The organism is Pseudomonas sp. LRF_L74 (assembly GCF_965644255.1).
GTDB lineage: Bacteria > Pseudomonadota > Gammaproteobacteria > Pseudomonadales > Pseudomonadaceae > Aquipseudomonas.
This window is the reverse complement of sequence record NZ_CBFFRH010000005.1, coordinates 331,782-350,423: the sequence shown is the minus strand read 5'-3', so window position 1 is coordinate 350,423 and position 18,642 is coordinate 331,782. Positions and strand designations below refer to the sequence as shown.

The following is an 18,642-nucleotide window of genomic DNA, read 5'->3' as shown; positions in this document are numbered from 1 at the left end:
TCGGTCCGGTCTCTGTAGCGGACCGGCCCGGCCAAGCAGGCCCGCATGTTCCGGTCCGAGCGGCAAAGGCGGTGCAGTCTAACATTGCAGAGCTTTTGCCGCACTCAGGCATGGGCCACTTCGCGGGACTCTTCCAGGTCCGGCAGCGCCAAGGCCAGGAGACCGAGCAACGGCAGCCAGGCGCAGAGTTCGAACGCGCTCAGTATTCCCTGATGGTCGGCCAATTGACCGACCAGTGCCGCGCCAATGCCGCCGGCACCGAAGGAGAAACCGAAGAACAGCCCCGAGACCATGCCTATGGAGCGAGGCAGCAGTTCCTGACCGTAGACGATTATCGCGGCGAAGGCCGAGGCCAGTACCAACCCGGCACCGACGCTGGCCAGCACTACTCCCGCCAGGTTCAGGTACGGCATTGCGAGGCTGAAGGGCAGAGTCCCAACGATCGACAGCAGGATCACCCGTCGACGGTTCATGCGGTCGAACAACACGCCGCCGACCAGTGTGCCGACGGCAACGGCGGCGAGGAATATGAACAGGTAGACCTGGGCATCGGCGATGCTGCTGCCGAAGCGCTCGATCAGATAGAACGTGTAATAGGCACTCATGCTCGCCAGATAGACGTATTTCGACAGCACCAGCAGCAACAGGATGCCCAGCACCAGTGTCAGCCGTCTTCGTGGCAACTCCGGCCCGACCTGCCTGGCGGTCTGGCGGCGTAGTTCCGGCAGGCCCTGGTCGCGGGCCCAGAGGCCGATGCGCCAGAGGATCGCCAGGGTCAATAGCGCCAGCAGGATGAAGCCAGCAACCGCTGGGCGGCCAAGGCCGGTAACCACTGCCGCCGCCAGCAACGGGCCGAGGGCTGAGCCGGCGTTGCCACCAGTCTGGAACAGGGATTGGCCGAGGCCGAGGCGATTGCCGGAGGACATATGGCTGATGCGCGAGGCCTCCGGGTGGAATATCGAGGAGCCGAGTCCGATGAACACTGCTGCCAGCAGCAGCATTGGATAATTCCATGCGCCGGCCAGCAGGCCCAGTCCGATCACCAGCAGCAGCATGCTGGCGGCCAGCGTGAAGGGGGCTGGGCGGCGATCGTTGAACGAGCCGATCAGCGGCTGCAGCAGCGATGCCGCCAATTGGAAAATGAAAGAGGAAAAACCAATCTGGGCAAAGCTCAGACCCAACTCTTCGCGAATGTTCGGGTAGGAGGCCGAGAGCAAGGCCTGCATCATGTCGTGAAACAGATGGCAGAGGCTGATGGCCAGCAGCACTGGGAAAATGGCGGCGCGGCCCGTGGTCGGATGCGCGTCTGGTGATTTCACTGAGTAACTCCTCAAAGGAATGGGGCGGGAGTCGGTTCCATGACGGCCTGGGCGAAGTTGCCCATCAGGCCGTCACCGGTGACTGTGTGATGGCGCAGGCGCCGGTTGGCCAGGGTTACGTCGCGGGGAGCGACCAGCGGGATCAGTGGCAGATCGGTCTGTACCTGGCGCTGGAACTCGACGTACAACTGGCGGCGACGTTGCGGGTCCAGTTCGGTCTGTGCCGCTTCGATCAAGCTGTCCACCTGTGCGTTGCGGTAGTGCGAGCCGTTGGAAAAAGCCACTCCCGGCTTGATGCTGTGCGACCAGTAGAAACGCTGGATGGAGATCGCCGGATCCGGCGCTGCGCTGGCGCCATATAGCGAGAGGTCGAAGTCTCGGGCTTGGTAGACACGGCTGATGAAGGCGCCGAAGTCCTGACGCCGTACCACCAGATCGATGCCGATGCGCTGCAGCGAATCACGCAGGTATTCCGCCACCTGGCGCAGGGCATCGCTGGTCGGCGATGGGTCCAGGGTCAGTTGCAGGCGCTGGCCGTGTGCGTTCGGAGGCAGGCCGGCGCGGTCTAGCAGATGCGCCGCTCGTTCCAGATCGAAGGGGTAATGCGGCACCTCGGCGCTGTAGAAGGCGCTCAGGCTTTGTGGCACTGGCCCAGTGGCGGCCGTGGCATGGCCGTACCAGATGTTGCGCACCAGCAGGTCATGGTCGATGGCGTGGGCTATGGCATGGCGCACCCGAGGATCGTCTAGGGGGGCGCGTTCCAGGTTGAACTCCAGGCTACTGATGCCAGCGGTGTAGGCGTAGCCACGGTTGGTCACTTCCAGGTGCGGCAAGTGCCCGAGTCGTTCGACGTCGCTTAACGGGACCTGGCTGTAACCGATTAGGTGGATCTCTCCTGCCTCCAACGCTGCCGCCCGTGCCGCGGCATCTGGCAGCACGCGGTAGACGATGTGCTCCAAGTATGGCCGCGGGTTGTCCCAGTAATCCGGGTTGCGATCCAGGATCAGGTGGCTGCCGCGCACCCATTCGACAAAACGGAACGGGCCGGTGCCGACTGGCGCGTTGTTGTAGGGATTGCTCAGTATGTCTCGGCCCTGGTACAGGTGACGCGGCAGGATCTGCGATTCGGTGGAAGCCAGGGCGGTCAGTAGATAGGGGGCTGGCTGCGACAGGCGTAGCACGGCGGTAAGCGGGTCAGGGGTATCGACCGCCAGAACCGGGGCGAAGGTGGTGATGCCCCGGCTGTGGTACTTCTTCCACACGTCCAGCAGCGAAAAGGCAACATCGGCCGAGCCGAACGGCTGACCATCATGCCAGCGCACGCCGGGGCGCAGCCTGAATGTGATCGACAGGCCATCGGAGCTGGTTTCCCAGGCGACGGCCAACTGCGCCTGCGGATTGAGCTCGAAGTCATAGGTCAGTAGGCCATCGAACACTTTGCCGGATATGAAGCAGGCGCTGCCCGCCGAGGAAAAGGCGCTGGTCACCATGAAGGGGTCGGCGAAAATGCCGAATACCAGGTGGTTGCCAGGGGCGCCGCTGCCATTGTCGTGCAGCAGCCAGGCCAGCGAAGCGCCGGCACCTCCCAGCACGCCGAGCTGCAGTGCCCGGCGCAGCAATATGCGTCGACTGACCATGGCCTAAAGGCGCAGCCCGGCGCGCTGCAGGCGAGGCAGGATTTCCGCGGCGAAGTATTCCAGTTCCGGCTGGAAGTCGTAGAAGCCGATCTGAATGCCATCGATGCCGGTGGCCTTGAGTGCCGCGATCTGCGCCACGACCTGGTCGGGATCACCGATTATCTCGATATTGCCACCCAGCCCCAGGCCCTGTTGGCGTGGCAGTTCGACGCGGCCGCGCCAGGCATGAGCGTCGCTGTCGTTGCGGTTGAAGGCGCCGAAGTGTGGATCGGGAATGCCGTGCTCGATGATCGAATGGGCGTACTCCCAGGCTTCTTTCTCTGTCTCTCGAGCGACGATGGTCGGGTTGATGATGGTGCGCACTTGCCGTCCACGGGCCAAGGCTGCCTGCTTGATGCGGGCGATGTGCTCCGGTAGCGAGACCAGGGCGCTGTCGATGTGGCTGCCGGCCGGGCTGGTGACGAAGACCATGTCCGAATAGCGGGCGGCGAAATCGATGCCGGCATCAGAACCGGTGGCGTTGATCAGGATCGGCCTGCCATAGCAGGGTTTGGGAGTGATGAAGGCATCCTTCAGCGACCAGCCGTTGCCACTCTGGTAGCTGAAGTTCTCGCTTTCCCACCACAGACGCTCCAGGGTTTCGACGTACTCGGCGGCCAACTCATAGCGCTGGTCATGTTCCGGGCGGGCCTTGCCGAACATCTCATGGGAGACCTTGCGGTGTCCGGTGACGATATTCATCCCCCAGCGGCCCTTGGCGATATGGTCGTAGGTAGCGGCGAACTTGGCGATGTGCACCGGATGGATCGCCCCGTACAACAGGTGAACGGTTGAGATCAGCAAGATGCGCTCGGTGATCGCGGCCATGCTGCCCAAGGCGATGAAGGCGTCCAGCGACTGGTGGTCGTAATCACCTTTGGGCAGGAACTGGGCGCGGCTGAAGGCCATGTCGAAACCGAGTTCTTCCGCGCGTTGCACCAGCTTGGCGTTGTAATCGAACGTCCAACTGGAGGTGCGTGGCAGGGTCGAGCGTCGGATATCCTGGACGTCGAGGAACAGTCCCAGCAGCAGCGGCTGGCGGAAATGTTGCGACAACGGGCTGTCGGCGAAATCCAGTGGCGCCGCTGGCCGATAGCTGGAGGAGGGGTGGGCGAGTGGGAGCATGGTGTTCAGGCCTGGGCGGAAAAGTCGTGCAGGTGGATATGGACGTCCCAGCCACGTTGGCGCAGCCAGTAGGCGGCGGTGGTCGCGCGGACGCCGTGAAGATCGTCGACCAGCAACAGCCGGGCATCGCGAACCACGGCATAGGCCAGGGTGTTGAGGATTAACTGGCCGCCGGGCGCCGACAGTGAGCCGGGCAGGTGGCCACGGGCGAAAGCCTCGGGGAGGCGTACATCGAGCAGGTAGCTGGTGCGGCTGGTATCGGCCAGCCACGTGTTGATCTGCTCGTGCTCGACCAGGCTGGGTGGTTGTCGCCTGGCCAGGTGTTCGCTATGTCGACGGCCAAAGACCTCGGCTCGATCGCTGACAGTCTCGGTGTTCCGGGTGTCGGCACCGCTCTCCAGGCCGAACCCGGCCTGGGTCCAGCCCTTGGTGCCGTTGTCGAGTACGGCAACGGGATTGGCAATCCCCGCATCGATCAAGGTTTGGGCACCAACGATGCCGCGTGGCTGGGCAGCGCACGAGACCACTACCAGGGTGTCGCTGTCGTCGACCAGGTCGGCCAGGCGTAGCAGCAACTCGGCACCTGGTACGTGCAGGGCCCCGGGCACGTGGCCCTTGGCATACTGCTCGGCCGTGCGATTGTCCAGTACCACCAGGCGTCGGCCTTGCTCACGCAGTGCTTGCAGGTCCGAGGCCTGAATCGCTGGGGTACCTTGCTCGCGCTGCAGGCGTTGGGCGAAGACCTTGCCGGGTTCCACGTAGGCGCAGCCTCCATCGTTGCTGTGCTCGTCCAGCGGCAGCATCGCCACGTCCTGATAGCCGGCGGCGCGCAGTGCGTCAGCCGCTTCCTGTAGGTGCTGGCGACGGTCGCTGAGCAGCACCACCGGGGTGCGGCGGTGGGGAATCAGCAACGGCAGGCGATGCAGGAAGGACTCGAAGCGGGCAAAGGGGTGATTGGCCCCATGGAACGGAGCAGAGAGGGCGTAGGCCTGCTCGTCCCGCAGGTCGATGAGCGCCAGTTCGTCGGCGCTGGCAAGCCGCTGGCGCAGATCTTCCGCGCTCAGGAACACATGACTCATGCTCAACTCCAGGAAAAGAAGCCGGGGAAGCAATGGCTCCCCGGCTGGTTTTAGAAAGCGACCGAGACGCCGGTTTCCAGCCGGGTCTTCGGCCGCGCGGCGGTCCAGATTTCTCCGCCGCGCAAGAACGCGGCCTCGGCGTAGCGATCGGAATAAATGATCGCCCCCAGCCATAGGCTAAGGCCGTGGAAACCAGGGTTGTCGTAGCTGAGCTTGGCATTGATGCGGTCATAGGCATCGTTTTCGATCGAACCTGAGGCGTTCAGCGGTTGTTTGCCGATGAACTGCTGGTCGATCTTGAAGAGGATCTCCTGGGAGCCTTCCAAGAGATAGGAAACCGCCACCCCGTAGCCGTACAAGTGATCGGCGACGTTGGGAATATAGGAGGAAGCGCTGTCGTCCAGGCGGGCCTTGATCTTGCTGTAGTTGCCGTTCAGCGATACGTCCAGGCGGCCGTTCTGGAACACCCGCAGGGCGAATTCGGCATCCCAGCCTTCTCGCTTGGATTTGCCCAGGTTGGCCGGCAGAGAAGTGAGCGGATCGGTACCGATCTCGTCCTCGTTGGTGGTGTGGTAGGCGCCCAGGCGGGCATAGATACCGGAACGAGGATCGTTGTAGTCGATGCCGACCTCGGTGCTCTTCAACAACGCCACATCGAGCCCACTGTTGTAAGGCAGCTCGGTGTTGACATTGGGCGTGCTGAAGCTTTCGCCATAGTTGGCGAACAGGGTGACGTTCTCGACTGGGGTGATCGCCACGCCGCCCTTGAAGGTGGTGGCGTTCAGGTCGGTATCAATGTCACGCGACGTGATGCTCCGGCTGGCGCTGCTATAGCCGACGTGATCGATATCATAAGAAAAGCGGTCGTAGCGCACGCTGCCGCTGAGCTTCAACCACTGTGCGGGCTTCACCGAGAGCGTGGCGTAGGCGTTGGGGTTTATGACGTCGAAGTCTGCCCGGGTGTACAGGCCGGTGGTGGCGATCCAGGGCGACGCCGGACCGGTTGGCTGATTGTTGAAACCGGGCTGGCGGTCGACCTTGGCGAATTCACCGCGCACGCCTACGCCTGTGCGAATATCCGATGGCAGGCTGCCGAGCAGGAAGGGCGCATAGAATTCGCTGTTGCCGCCAAGGGTGTAGCGATCGTCCTCGTAAAGGTACTGGGGAAATATTTGTCCCGGATCATTGCGCGAAATGGAGCGGTAAATCTGCGAGCGGTCGAAGTAGGCATTGGTGTCGAGCTGGTAGCCGGCACCGACGTGCAGATAGCGTGCGGTCAGGGTGAATTGCTCCTTGTCACCTTTGTCGGCCTCGTTGACCGCCTGGCGTGGGCTGACGCTGCCGCTTTTGTACAACGCCTTGCGGAATGAGCCACCCTGACCGAATTCGGCATCGTAGTACTGAAAGGTCATGTCGAATCGGTCGTCGCCGCGTGGTAGCACCAGTTTGGAGAACAGGTTGATGCGGTGGTCATCGTTGTTGTCGCGGTAGCCGCTGTCGCGCAGGCCCTCGACGGCGGTATAGAAGGAGTAGTCGTCCGTGGCGACCCCGCCGGTGGCCAGCAAGCGCTTGCGGCCATAAGAGCCGAGCGATGCCTGTACGCGGTTCTCGACCTTATCCTTGGTCGTGAACACGGCGCTGCCGGCCAGGGCGTAATTACCGCCGTAGCGGGCATCGAAGGGGCCGCGTACCACGTCGATGCTTTCGACGATCTCGGGGATCAGCGGGTTCAGGTCGTTGTAGCCGTTGGTGGTCGGTCCCGAGTTGAGGTTGCGCTGGAAACCGTCGATGTAGGTGGCGACGTACTGGCCGTCGGACATCGATGGCCAGCCACGGGCGCCGACGCCCTGGGCGATGCCGCCGTTCTGGAAGTCGTCCACCTGGAATCCCGGCACTACGCGGAACAGGTCGGCGGTGGTGCTCAGCGGATAGCGGCGAATGTCGTCCTGGTCGATGGTCAGGACCGCGGCGATGTCGTTGCGCACCGAGGGACCGAGATCAGCCTTACGGGCACTGTCCTTGAGGAAAGTACCGACTACTTCCACTGTTTCCAGTTGGTCGCTGTCGCCGCCCTCGGTACTGCCAACAGCGATCAGCGGAACCCCCAATGAGGCGGCCGAGGCCAGGAGGGTAAAGCGGGCCACGCGCAGGGTCTGCCCTGGAGCCGAAGCGAGGGTTGTGCGAAGTCTTGGATGCATGACAGAAGCTCTTGGTTGTCTTACAGAATGCCGTTGCGGGCTGGCTGTCTTTGGTTTAGGTAGAAGTCTCCCACTGCGTGCTGTTTCCAGTGCACCGGGTCGTGGACGGTATGGGTACGGGCGTTTCTCCAGAAGATGTCCAGGCCCTTGCCGGCCCGGGTCGAGCTGGAGCCCCCGTACTGAAAGAGCCGATTGGCGGCATCCAGTGCTACCTGGGTGGTCATCACCTTGGCTTCGGCTACGGCTATGGTGGCCAGCGCTACTGCGTCGTCGCTTGGCTGGGCCACGGCTGCATCGATCAGGCGTCCGGCCCGCTCGAGCAAGGCTTCGCCGGCATGCAGGCGGATCACCAGATCGCCGATGCCGGAAATGATGTGCGGATCGTCCGAGGCCTTGTCGATACCGGTGTTCTGCCAGGGCCGGGAGGAATGGCGGACGTAGTGGATGGTGGCGTCTATGGCCGCCTGGGCGATGCCGGCGTCGATGGCGGCATGGACGATCTGAGCGATGGCCCGCTGTGGCGAAATGGCCCGAGACAGCTCCAGCGGAAACAAGTGCTCGGCACTGATCACGACGTTATCGAAAATCGCGCTGCCGCTGGCGGTGGTGCGCTGGCCCATGCCGTCCCAGTCATCCACGAGCGTAAGGCCGGCGACTGGGGTTTCGACGAAGGCGGTTGTCAGTCGGTCCTCATGGTCGAGGCCGATTACCGAGATAATCGGGCTGAGCAGTGCGCCAGTGGCGTAGTACTTGCGCCCGTCGATACGATAGCCGCCGCTGCCATCCGGCGTGAAGCGGGTGGTGTAGGCGTCGGCGCGCTTGCCGCCGATCTCCGAGGTGGCATTGCCGAAATAAGCGCCTTCCAGGATACAGCGAAAGAAATACTCGCGTTGTTGCTCGCTGCCTACCGCGTTGATCAACTGAGTGACGGTGTAGGTGCTGGTCATGATGTGGCCGATGGAAGGATCGGCGGCAGAGATGATTGCCAGAATCCGGGCGATGGTTGCGTAGGACACCTGAGCGCCGCCATGGGCCGCCGGTACGTTGGCCGCCCACAGGCCGCTGCGGGCGATGGCCTGGAGTTCCTCGTGCGGTAGCAGACGCTCACTATCGCGTCGGGTGGCGCCTTCGGCAAGGAACAGGGCCAGACGCTGGGCGACCTCGAGCGCCTCGGCATCGCTGCGGATGACATGGGCAGGCTCCCGGCCTTCATCGTCGCGGGGCATGGGGGCGGGTGGAACGGTGCTCATCTGGAAACTCCTGGGGCTGTCGAACGAGTGTCGGCGGCGCTTGTAGTGGCAGGTCGCGATTACTATACTGCCGGCCGTTTTCTCATTAAGTCAATAATCCCTATCGGATAAATAGGAATTAAGTCATGCAGAGACTTCCAACCCGCTCGATGGCCCATTTCGGACGGTCCGCGGCCAGTTGCCGTAGCGCTTTATGAACGGCTTACGCCTTGCCCGCTATCTGCTTGGTCGTTTGGTGCAGGCCGTGCTGATATTGCTGGTGATTGCCGTTCTATCGTTCCTGTTGCTGGAGCTTGCACCGGGCGATATGGCCGACATCCTCGCTGGCGAAGCTGGTGCCTTCGATCCGGCCTATGCCGAAGCGCTCCGCGCCCGCTTAGGTCTCGATCAACCGTTTCTGCTGCGCCTCGGTCATTACTTGCTGGGTATTGTCCAGCTTGATCTCGGAGAGTCGTTCCGTCATGGCAAGCCGGTGGCCGCACTGATCGCCGAACGCTTCTGGCCAACCTTGCTGCTGGTGGTCGCGGCCAGTTTGCTGGCGTTATCGTTGGCCATCGTCCTGTCGATTCTCGCCAGCCGTCGTCCAGCCGGCGTGATCGACCGTGGCATCACCAGCCTGCTGGTGTTCGCTTACGGCATGCCGGTGTTCTGGGTCGGCCTGGTGCTGATTCTGGTGTTCTCGTTGCACCTCGGTTGGTTCCCGACTGGCGGTATGGAAACGCTGTTCTCGACCTTCACCGGTGCCAACCGGGTACGTGACATCCTCTGGCATCTGACGTTGCCAGCGGTGGCCCTGGCGCTATTCAATCTTGCCCTCTATACCCGTCTGCTGCGCGCTTCGCTTCGCGAAGTGCTGGAGCAGGATTACATTCGTACCGTGCGCGCCCAGGGCATGTCCGAGGCTCGGGTGGTCGGTGTGCATGCCTTGAGCAATGCCCTGCTGACATTGCTCACCACCCTGGGCAATCAGGTCGGTGCGACCCTGGGCGGCGCAGTGGTGGTGGAGACCGTGTTCTCCTGGCCCGGGCTTGGCCGCCTGGTATACGAGTCGCTACTGTCGCGGGATACCGCATTGCTGGTCGGTGTGGTGTTGTTTGGCGGCTGCATGGTGGTGCTTTGCAATCTGCTGGTCGATCTCTTGCAGCACTGGCTTGACCCGCGGGTGGAACTACCATGAGTCCCTCGGTGCGGTATTTCTGCCAGCGTTTCAGACGTAATCGTGGCGCCTTGCTGGGATTGGCGATCGTTACCCTGGCGCTGTCATTGGCGTTCTTCGGCCCTTTGCTCAGTCCCCATGGGCCCTGGGCCATCGTGGCAGAGCCGGGATTATGGCCGGGCCAGGACTGGCGCTATCCATTGGGCAGCGACAATCTCGGGCGCGACATTCTCAGCGGACTGCTGCATGGCTGCCGCACGTCCTTTGCCATCGGGATCAGCGCCGCGCTGCTGGCGGTGGTTAGCGGTACCCTGGTTGGGTTGTACGCCGGCCAGCATGCCGGCAGTTGGCAGGACAATCTGCTGATGCGTTTGGTCGAGGTGTTCCAGAGCGTACCTTCGCTGCTGCTGGCGATGGTGGTGGTGGCGTTGTTCCAACCGTCCATGATTACCCTGATACTGGCTATTGCTCTTGGTGCCTGGCCAGATATCGCCCGCTTGGTGCGCCAGGAAACCCTGCGCTTACGGCGCAGCGACTTCGTCGTGTTGTGCTCGACTTTCGGTATGTCGCCCGGGCGCATCCTGCTTACCCAGATCCTGCCCAACTGCAGCGCCCCCCTACTGGTGATGCTGTCGGTATTGATGGCCAGTTCTATCCTGATCGAAGCCGGTTTGTCCTTCCTCGGCCTCGGCGACCCGTCGGCGGTTTCCTGGGGGGGCATGGTCGCCGCCGGTCGTGACCTGTTGCAGACGCATTGGTATCAGAGTCTGCTGCCGGGGCTGGCGATCCTGCTGCTGGTCTGCGGTATCAGCCTGCTCAGCGAAGGCATTGGCGAAAGCCTTGGCATCGATCCGCGCAGCCGCGAGGTACGTTCATGAGTGAGCTGTTGCTACAGGCCAGCGGCCTGCGCATCGAAAGCGCTGCTGGCCAGGTTCTGGTCGATGGAGTAGACCTCGCGCTGGCTGCCGGCCGTACCCTGGCGCTGGTCGGCGAGTCCGGTAGCGGCAAGTCGCTGACTGCCCTGTCGCTGATCCGTCTGTTGCCGCCCGGCCTGCGCCTGACCTGTGGCGAGTTGCGTTTCGGCGGCCATGACCTGAGCAGGCTTTCCCTGCGGGAGATACGGCGCCTGCGTGGTAGTGGTATAGCGATGGTATTCCAGGACCCGCTGAGTGCGCTCAATCCGATCATGAGCATCGGTCGCCAGATGCGCGAGGCCGTCGCCTGCCACGAGACGTTGGAAGGTGCTGCGCTGCAGGCGCGGATCGAAGAGCTACTGGAGCTGGTACAACTGCCCCAGGCCAGAGCGCTGTTGCGTGAATACCCGCAGCGACTGTCCGGAGGTATGCGCCAGCGTGTGCTGATCGCCATGGCTCTGGCCGGGCGGCCGCGCGTGCTGATCGCCGACGAGCCCACCACCGCATTGGATGCGCTGGTGCGTCATTCGATCATGCAGGTGCTGGCGGATCTACAGCGTCGTCTGGGCTTGGCGGTGCTACTGATATCCCATGACCTGGCGTTGGTCGCCCGCTATGCGGATGACATCGCAGTGATGCGGGGCGGACGTATCCTCGAGGCCGGGGCGGCGCGTCAGGTGCTGGAAAGACCTACTCATCCCTATACCCGCGGCTTGCTTCTGGCTCGTCCCGGCCAGGTGCGGCGGAGTCCGGGCGACCCACCGCCGCGGCTGCCGGAGCTGCCCGCAGTGAAAACCTTTCCCGACATGGAGGGCCAGCCATGATCCCGCTGCTTGAAGTCCGCAATCTAGTGGTCACTCACCGCCAGGGGGTGCGTCGGGTCCGGGCAGTGAACGATGTCAGTCTGGAGCTGGCCGCCGGTTCGACCCTCGGCATCATTGGCGAGTCCGGCAGCGGTAAGTCCACTCTGGTGCGGGCTCTGATGGGGTTGCTGCCAGTGGATGCGGGATCGATACGCCTTGCCGGCGAGGAGGTTAGTGAATTGCCCGCCGGCCGCCGTAGCCAGGCACTGACACGCTGCATGCAGATCGTTTTCCAGGATCCTATGGCTGCATTCAATCCTCGCTACAGCATCGCCCGTTCCATCGAGCAGCCATTGTTGGTGCAGGGTGAGGGAGACGCCGACAGCCGTCGGCAGCGGGTCGAGGAACTGCTGCTGCGGGTCGGTCTCAGCGCCGAGCACGGTCGGCGTTTCCCACAGCAACTCTCTGGTGGTCAGCGACAGCGCGCGAGCATTGCCAGGGCGTTGACCCTGGCGCCACGGCTGCTGGTCTGCGATGAGGCAGTTTCTGCGCTGGACCTCTCAGTGCAGGCGCAGATCCTTAACCTGCTGGATGATCTGCGCGAAGAGTTCGGTCTCGCTTGCCTGTTCATTTCCCATGATATTCACGTCATCCGCCATATGGCTGACCATGTGCTGGTGATGCGCCAGGGGCGGACGGTCGAGCAAGGGCCGGTGGACATACTCTGGGACGCTGCCCAGGATGCCTATACACGGCAACTGGTAGAACTGTCCGATGCGCACTGAGATTCGCACCCGGGTGGTCGATTGTGAAACACCGATCAGGAGCTTGTCCAAAGGTAGGGGCAATAGAATGTCAGTCCGAGTGGAGGGCGCGTCAGTGCATGGTGCATCTGGCGGTCGCTGCGACATTAGGATTGCTAGCTCAGTGGATTTTTCAGGCCTTTCTGGAGATTGCGATGCCAGCACCATCAACCACCCCGCATTGGCCAGTACGACATGTAGGTCGTGGCTTTCCAGAATCTCGTAGAGCACCCCTATCGACTTCATCGCCACGGTGGTGATCCCGAGATCGATCTGCCAATTGGCCATGCATTCTACGTCGGCGTTAAATGCCTTGAAGGTTTGCACCGGCTCTTCTGTGATATCGGTGGGTAGGCTTTTAAAAATGGATTTCTCTCGTTCAAGACAAGCGATTCTAGCTTTCCGTTTCTTGGTTTTTCTGTTCAGACATCGAAGTCGACATTCCAGGTCGTGCCATCCACGTCCAGCTTCAATTGATAACGCCACCGCAGGACATTTCCGGCGAGCTCGCCCCGGGCTTCGCCAAGGACATCGGCCGCGCCACTGGCCATCGCCAGTCGGCACCAGGGTCCATACGCGCTGCTGGCGAGTACCGTCGCTATAGAGAAAACGTTCATCGAGGATCAACTGCTCGCCTTCTCGGTGGTTGGTGATGTCTGCCGTGAAGCGTTTGGCCACTTCGCCAGAGCGATTCTGGAAGATGCCCTAGGTTTGCACGGGCTTAGAGAAGAACCGGGGCAAATCCGACTGCGGGCGCTTTGTCGCGTAGTGTCCAACCTCGACGCTGCCGCAGCCGCTCAGCAGCAGGGTGCACAACAACCATATTCCGACTCACATTATCGCTTTCCTTCAGACACAGCATCCGTTGTCGACAGGTAACGTCCGGTGCTGCCTCTGAGGGAATACTTATACGCAATTTATTTTTTGTATAGGTTTTATGTGGTGTATTGCATTCACTTTGATTTTTTAATTAGTTAGGTATACGTTACATTTAATTTTATTTGTTACATATACAGAACATGGATCATTCCGTTATTGCTAAGCGCCTTGGCGAGCAAATCCGGCAGCGCCGTCTGAGTCGAGGTCTGACACAGGCTAAGCTGGCCGCCTTGGCTGGTATCACCCGGCAGAAGGTCATCGCCATCGAGAGGGGGGATTTATCGGTGGGGATGACGGCCTATGCACGAGTACTGGGAGCCATGGACTGCGAACTCGCGCTGACGCCTGCGGCTATGCCTACGTTGGACGAGATTCAGGGAGTTTTTGACTGATGACAGCCGTTCTACGGGTGGCAACGCCAGAGGGTGAGAGCGGAAGGGTCTTCAACTCCGCCGGCGATTACCTATTCCGCTACCATGAGGAGGCCAAGGCTCCGGCGGCAATCAGCCTACTGATGCCCGTACGCCTGGATGAGTATCTCCATCGGGAACTGCATCCGATCTTCCAGATGAATCTGCCGGAAGGTTATGTCCTTGAGCAGTTGCGCAACCGTCTGGCAAAAGTGGTTAATGTCGACCCGATGTTGTTGCTGGCACTGTCCGGCAGCAGTTCTCCTATCGGGCGTGTGGGGGTGAGTTCAGCGGAGGTGGATGCACTCTTGCGAAGGCAGCAGTTCCCAGGGGAGAAGCTGGAGGAAATTCTGGCCTGGGATGGTGCCGAGGACATTTTCGCCGGTTTGGTGGATCGTTACATTTTGCGCTCAGGGATATCTGGCGTTCAGCCCAAGGTGCTGGTTCCTGAGCAACAGGAGGCAGGGCCACAGCGTTTTACTTCGAAAACCTCCGACCTGATCATCAAGAGCGGCCGGGATGAGTTTCCTGGGTTGGCAATCAACGAGTTTCTCTGTATGTCTGTGGCCAGAGAGGCCGGGATTCCGGTGCCGGAATTTTACCTGTCCGACAACGCCAAGCTGTTCGTCATGCGCCGCTTCGACCGGGACGAGCAACTCAACCCCATCGGTTTCGAAGACATGGCAGCATTGATGGGGCTGGCTGCCGAGCAGAAATACAGCAAGAGCTATTCCGCCATCGCCAAGGCAATCCGTCTGTTCTGTCCGCCCGAGCATGTGCAGGGTTCCTTGGGGCAGTTGTTTGCCACGGTGAGCCTGAGTTGCATCCTAGGAAACGGCGATGCTCATCTGAAAAACTTCGGACTGCTGTATTCCGATCCTACTCAGCGCGATGCTCGTCTGGCGCCGGCCTACGATATCGTCAATACAACGGCCTACATCCCGGAAGATGTGCTAGCGCTGGATCTCGCCGGCAACAAGTCATTGTTCGCTTCAAGGCAAGGGTTGCTGGACTTTGCCCAAGTGTGTGATGTGGCACGACCAGAAGAAATAATACGTGAGCAGTTACAAGCGCTAGAACGGGTACTGGCTCGTTCAGCCGAACTTTATGAGCAAGCACCGAAAGTGATCACCGCGATCCGCCTGTCTGCTGGGCCGTTTATTAAAACTTTCGGTTAGATTAGATCTGTATCTTGGCCTATACGAGTCGCGGAGAGTACTTTTTTCAGATGACACAATTAGTCTGTGTCGTTCACTTCGAGACAAGTGCCTTACCCCTGTGCTTTGCCTCGCATTCCCTTACGGCCAAGATTGGCGACTTGGTGCTAATTATCAAAATCACGATATGTAATGGGAGTTGCCTGAGTGTAAAAGCCCAGAAGTCGAAAGGCTGACTCAAGCGATTAGAGTGGGAGGGCTCATTTTTATCTGCGAGTCACTGGTCAGTATAAGTAGCACCACCCAATAGTGAGTTTTTCCGCAGTAGGTCCAAATAATCTGCCCATTGCTGTGCTGCTTCACGTCGCTGTGGCAGCAGTTGTGCGCGTGCATATACAGCCCCTAACGCTCCCGGCATACGGTGTGAGAGCGACAGCTCCAAAACAATAGGATCGACACCTAAATGCTCATGTGCAATCGTTCGATAGGTCGCGCGAAAACCATGGGCGGTGATCGTATACTCCGGCCAGATGCGCTGAAAAGATTTCAACATAGAGGTTGCGTCAATCGGGCGCCCCGGGTAAACCGGTGAAACAAATACCCAGCCATTGCCCGCCTCATCTACGACGCGGGATGTATGCAGTTCGCGTAGCAGCACTAAAGCCTGCTCCGGCAAAGGTACAATGTGCTTGCCTTTGTCTAAGTGCTTGGTTTTGCTAACCACATAGCGCCAGTCTGCCCCGACTAGATCGACATCCTCCCACCGCATTTTCGCCAACTCGCCTGGCCGGACTGGGAGCATGACAAGCAAACTCATTGCAGCCGTCACACTGCTAGGAATAAGGCTATCAAGGCGCAAGAGAAACTTTCCTAAATCTGCTGGGCGTTCAATTGCAGGGTTGCTTGTTACTACATGGCGGATCTTGAGCTCTTCGCAGTTGCTCATTGCCACGTTACGCTCTACCCAGCCACGCCCCTCAGCAAATCCCAAGATGGCGCGTATAATAGTCCGTACACGCTTAGCCATAGCCATAATACGGGCACGGCGTAGCTCATTGATTATTGCTGCAATATGTTCAAGTTTGATCTCACTGACTGGCTTCCGGCCGATGCTCGGTAAGATATGATTATTCAGTGCGCCGTGAAATCCTGAAATAGATTTGCTTACGAGGTCGGGAGATTTGAATTCCAGCCACTTTTCAGCAACGTAGGCAAAGGTGCGCTCCTCATTGAGTAACTGTGCTTCTACTTTGGCCCTTTTAGCTTTAAGTGGAGCCACCTGATTAGCTAGGTCACGGCGCGCCGCGCGTGCTAACTCGCGTGCTTCTTTCAAACTGATATCCGGATAACCACCAATTGCGAATACATTCTCCTTACCGTGCAGGCGGTACTTCATTCTCCAATATTTAGAGACAGGTTTGTCTGGACTCAGTGGCTGCCTGACATGCAAGTACATGCCGGGAACTTCGCCATCGGCATACTTGCCGGGCTCGGCCAGCGAACGGATGTAGGCATCGCTGAGTTTCCGCCGCAAGGCGGGGGGCGTCTTGGCTGCCATAGACTGGGGGTACCTTTTAAGAAGCTGAAAAAGTACCCCCAAAGATACCCCCAAAGCTGCTGGAACCCACTGGAAATCGACGGAAGGTAATGGATTGAAATCTACATAAGTAGATGTTTTTTTAAATACTTTGTGGATTTCAATGGAATTCAGTTAAAGACTCTCCGGATCGCCGCAGAACATCTGGATTCGCGAACGCAGCCAGCGCTCTGCAGGATCGTTGTCCTGGGCGCCGCGCCAGGCCATGTGCAGCTCGTAGGAGCGCACGGGAATCGGCAGGTCTTCGGCGCGCACACCGCCGGCAGCAGTTAGGGCGGCGGCGGTGTATTCGGGGACGATGGCGAGGATGTCGGTACCGCTGAGCAGGGTGCCAAGCCCGTTGTACTGCGGCAGGGCGAGGACCACGCGGCGCTCGCGGCCTAGCTTGGCCAGTTCTTCGTCGATGATGCCGCTCAGATCGCCAGCGAAGGACACCAGGGCATGGGGGCGGGCGCAGAACTCGTCGATGGTCAGGCTCCCTGGTGCGCTGTCAGCGCGCAACAGCTTCGGATAACTGCGGCGCAGCACCTTGCGCTTGGCGTTGGCCGGCAGTTCCTCGGTATAGCCGACACCGACGGAAATTTCGCCGGAGGCCAGCAGGCCAGGCATCAGCAGATAGTTGGTCCGGCGGACTACCAGTGTCACGCCTGGCGCTTCAGCGCGCAGGCGTTTGATCAGTGGTGGCATCAGGCCGAACTCGACATCGTCGGACAGGCCGATGCGGAACACGGCATTGCTGGTTGCCGGATCGAATTCGGCGGCGCGGCTCACGGCCGTGGAGATGGAGTCCAGCGCTGGCGAAAGCAGGGCGAAGATTTCCAAGGCTCGCGCCGAGGGTTCCATGCTGCGCCCGGTGCGTACGAACAGCGGATCGTCGAATAGCGTGCGCAGACGGGCCAGCGAGGCGCTGATTGCCGGCTGGCCGAGAAACAGTTTTTCCGCGGCACGGGTCACGCTGCGTTCATGCATCAGTGTTTCGAAGACGATCAACAGGTTGAGGTCGACGCGGCGCAGGTCATTGCGATTCATCGGTTGTCCGTCGGATGAGAAGGGCGAAACGGGCCGCTCAGGCTAATGCGGATTGCCTGTGCGAAGCAACTTGCAGCCCTTGAATCATCCCCAGGCATGATCATTATCAGTCATGGCGGGTGGCATTGATGGGGAAGCCCGGATAAAGTCCGTGGCCATAAGGGTATAACCGACGAGGTTTGTGATGTCTCGCATCGTTCGTTTCCACCAGTTCGGCGAAGCCGATGTGCTGAAGATCGAGGAATACACCGCACCTGCTCCTGGTGCTGGTGAAGTCCTCGTGCGCACCAAAGCCATCGGCGTCAGCTGGTATGACGTGCTCTGGCGGCAGAATCTCGCCAGCACGGCTGCCACGCTACCGGCTGGATTGGGACACGAATTTGCCGGCGTGGTCACCGCTGTCGGCCCTGGGGTGGATGATCTGCAGGTTGGCGACAAGGTCGCCTGCTTCCCCGCCCACTCGGCCAATCGCTACCCGTGCTGTGCCGAGGACGTCCTGGTGCCACGCCAGTCCCTGACCCGCTATCCCGATGTGCTGACGCCAATAGAGGCAAGCGTGCATTACCTGCCGTCGTTGATCGCCTGGTTTGGCTTCGTCGAGCTGGCGCGGCTGAAGCCGGGGGAAAGCGTGCTGGTCACCGCCGCCAGCCAATGCTGGGGACCCTACATCGTGCAGATGGGCAAGGCCCTGGGGGCCAAGGTGATCGCCGCGACTGCGGAGCCGGATGATGCCGACTATCTGCGCGAGCTGGGGGCCGACAAGGTCATTCTCACCGAGGAAGAGGACCTGGTCGGCCGGGCCACCAAACTCACGGATGGCAAAGGCGTGGACATCATCATGGATGCGCTGGGCGGGCCGAAGATGTGCCTGCTGGGCGATGCGCTGGCGCCGCGCGGGCGCTTGATCCTGTTCGGCCTACAGGGGGGGAACGAAACACCGTTCCCGGCCTGTGCGGCGTTCCAGAAGAACATCCAGTTCTTCGTGCACTGCATTGGTAACTTCACTGGCAAGGAAGAATTGGGTATTCCCCAGGATGTCGAAGCGGTGGGCAAGGCGCTGCAAGGCATCGATCAATTGACGCGCGATGGTTTGCTGCGAACGCAGGTCGATAGAACGTTCGAGTTCGCCGACGTGATCGAAGCCCATCGCTACATGGAAACCTGCCCGCGTCGTGGGCGGGTCGTGCTGAAGGTCTAGCAACCTTCGCGATGATCCGCGCAAGTCGTTTCATCGATCCCGGCTCGCT

15 protein-coding genes and 1 pseudogene are annotated in these 18,642 nt (G+C 60.7%); 7 read left to right on the top strand and 9 right to left on the bottom strand.

The features are described from left to right. Positions 1-104: 104 nt before the first annotated feature. From ACSZPK_RS15165 to ACSZPK_RS15140, 6 genes are read right to left on the bottom strand one after another with little or no spacing between them, the layout of a single operon-like run. Positions 105-1,319: an MFS transporter gene (locus ACSZPK_RS15165; RefSeq protein ID WP_437882302.1), complete on the bottom strand. Its 1,215-nt coding sequence runs from the start codon at positions 1,317-1,319 to the stop codon at positions 105-107. Positions 1,320-1,330: 11 nt separating this feature from the next. Further along, positions 1,331-2,956: an ABC transporter substrate-binding protein gene (locus tag ACSZPK_RS15160; RefSeq protein WP_437882301.1), complete on the bottom strand. Its 1,626-nt coding sequence runs from the start codon at positions 2,954-2,956 to the stop codon at positions 1,331-1,333. A gap of 3 nt (positions 2,957-2,959) precedes the next feature. After that, positions 2,960-4,120 (bottom strand): LLM class flavin-dependent oxidoreductase, encoded by a 1,161-nt coding sequence (locus ACSZPK_RS15155; protein ID WP_437882300.1) that lies wholly within the window; start codon positions 4,118-4,120, stop codon positions 2,960-2,962. A gap of 5 nt (positions 4,121-4,125) precedes the next feature. Continuing rightward, a complete protein-coding gene (locus ACSZPK_RS15150) occupies positions 4,126-5,199 on the bottom strand; it encodes a rhodanese-like domain-containing protein (protein ID WP_437882299.1) in 1,074 nt (357 codons plus the stop codon). Between the two features lie 50 nt (positions 5,200-5,249). Beyond that, on the bottom strand, positions 5,250-7,397 hold the full coding sequence (locus ACSZPK_RS15145) for a TonB-dependent receptor (protein WP_437882298.1): 2,148 nt from the start codon (positions 7,395-7,397) through the stop codon (positions 5,250-5,252). A 20-nt stretch (positions 7,398-7,417) separates the two neighbouring features. Next, entirely contained in the window at positions 7,418-8,647 is a 1,230-nt protein-coding gene (locus tag ACSZPK_RS15140; protein ID WP_437882297.1) for an SfnB family sulfur acquisition oxidoreductase, read from the bottom strand. A gap of 193 nt (positions 8,648-8,840) precedes the next feature. Between ACSZPK_RS15140 and ACSZPK_RS15135 the strand changes: the two genes are divergently transcribed. From ACSZPK_RS15135 to ACSZPK_RS15120, 4 genes are read left to right on the top strand one after another with little or no spacing between them, the layout of a single operon-like run. Next, complete coding sequence (locus ACSZPK_RS15135) at positions 8,841-9,824, top strand: ABC transporter permease (protein ID WP_437882296.1); 984 nt, start codon at positions 8,841-8,843, stop codon at positions 9,822-9,824. Continuing rightward, the gene (locus ACSZPK_RS15130) at positions 9,821-10,681 is read left to right on the top strand and encodes an ABC transporter permease (protein ID WP_437882295.1); all 861 of its coding nucleotides are present in this window, start codon (positions 9,821-9,823) and stop codon (positions 10,679-10,681) included. Before ACSZPK_RS15135 ends, ACSZPK_RS15130 begins: the two co-directional genes overlap by 4 nt. Beyond that, positions 10,678-11,541: an ATP-binding cassette domain-containing protein gene (locus ACSZPK_RS15125; protein WP_437882294.1), complete on the top strand. Its 864-nt coding sequence runs from the start codon at positions 10,678-10,680 to the stop codon at positions 11,539-11,541. Before ACSZPK_RS15130 ends, ACSZPK_RS15125 begins: the two co-directional genes overlap by 4 nt. Then, complete coding sequence (locus tag ACSZPK_RS15120; protein ID WP_437882293.1) at positions 11,538-12,305, top strand: ABC transporter ATP-binding protein; 768 nt, start codon at positions 11,538-11,540, stop codon at positions 12,303-12,305. The genes ACSZPK_RS15125 and ACSZPK_RS15120 overlap by 4 nt, the downstream gene beginning before the upstream one ends. 446 nt (positions 12,306-12,751) lie before the next feature. On the opposite strand, the pseudogene ACSZPK_RS15115 reads toward ACSZPK_RS15120, so the two are convergent. Further along, positions 12,752-13,148: pseudogene (locus ACSZPK_RS15115) on the bottom strand (DUF3833 family protein); the annotation flags it as partial. A 194-nt stretch (positions 13,149-13,342) separates the two neighbouring features. On the opposite strand from ACSZPK_RS15115, the gene ACSZPK_RS15110 reads away from it, so the two are divergent. Continuing rightward, entirely contained in the window at positions 13,343-13,594 is a 252-nt protein-coding gene (locus ACSZPK_RS15110; RefSeq protein ID WP_437882292.1) for a helix-turn-helix transcriptional regulator, read from the top strand. Continuing rightward, positions 13,594-14,790 carry a type II toxin-antitoxin system HipA family toxin gene (locus ACSZPK_RS15105; protein ID WP_437882291.1) on the top strand — a complete coding sequence of 399 codons (1,197 nt, stop codon included), beginning with the start codon at positions 13,594-13,596 and terminating at the stop codon, positions 14,788-14,790. Before ACSZPK_RS15110 ends, ACSZPK_RS15105 begins: the two co-directional genes overlap by 1 nt. 256 nt (positions 14,791-15,046) lie before the next feature. Here ACSZPK_RS15105 and ACSZPK_RS15100 read toward each other — a convergent pair whose 3' ends face one another. After that, positions 15,047-16,327, bottom strand: coding sequence for a tyrosine-type recombinase/integrase (locus tag ACSZPK_RS15100; protein ID WP_437882290.1), 1,281 nt, complete (start codon positions 16,325-16,327; stop codon positions 15,047-15,049). Positions 16,328-16,480: 153 nt separating this feature from the next. After that, positions 16,481-17,395 carry a LysR family transcriptional regulator gene (locus tag ACSZPK_RS15095; protein ID WP_437882289.1) on the bottom strand — a complete coding sequence of 305 codons (915 nt, stop codon included), beginning with the start codon at positions 17,393-17,395 and terminating at the stop codon, positions 16,481-16,483. A gap of 184 nt (positions 17,396-17,579) precedes the next feature. On the opposite strand from ACSZPK_RS15095, the gene ACSZPK_RS15090 reads away from it, so the two are divergent. Beyond that, positions 17,580-18,593 (top strand): zinc-dependent alcohol dehydrogenase family protein, encoded by a 1,014-nt coding sequence (locus ACSZPK_RS15090; RefSeq protein WP_437882288.1) that lies wholly within the window; start codon positions 17,580-17,582, stop codon positions 18,591-18,593. Positions 18,594-18,642: the final 49 nt, after the last annotated feature.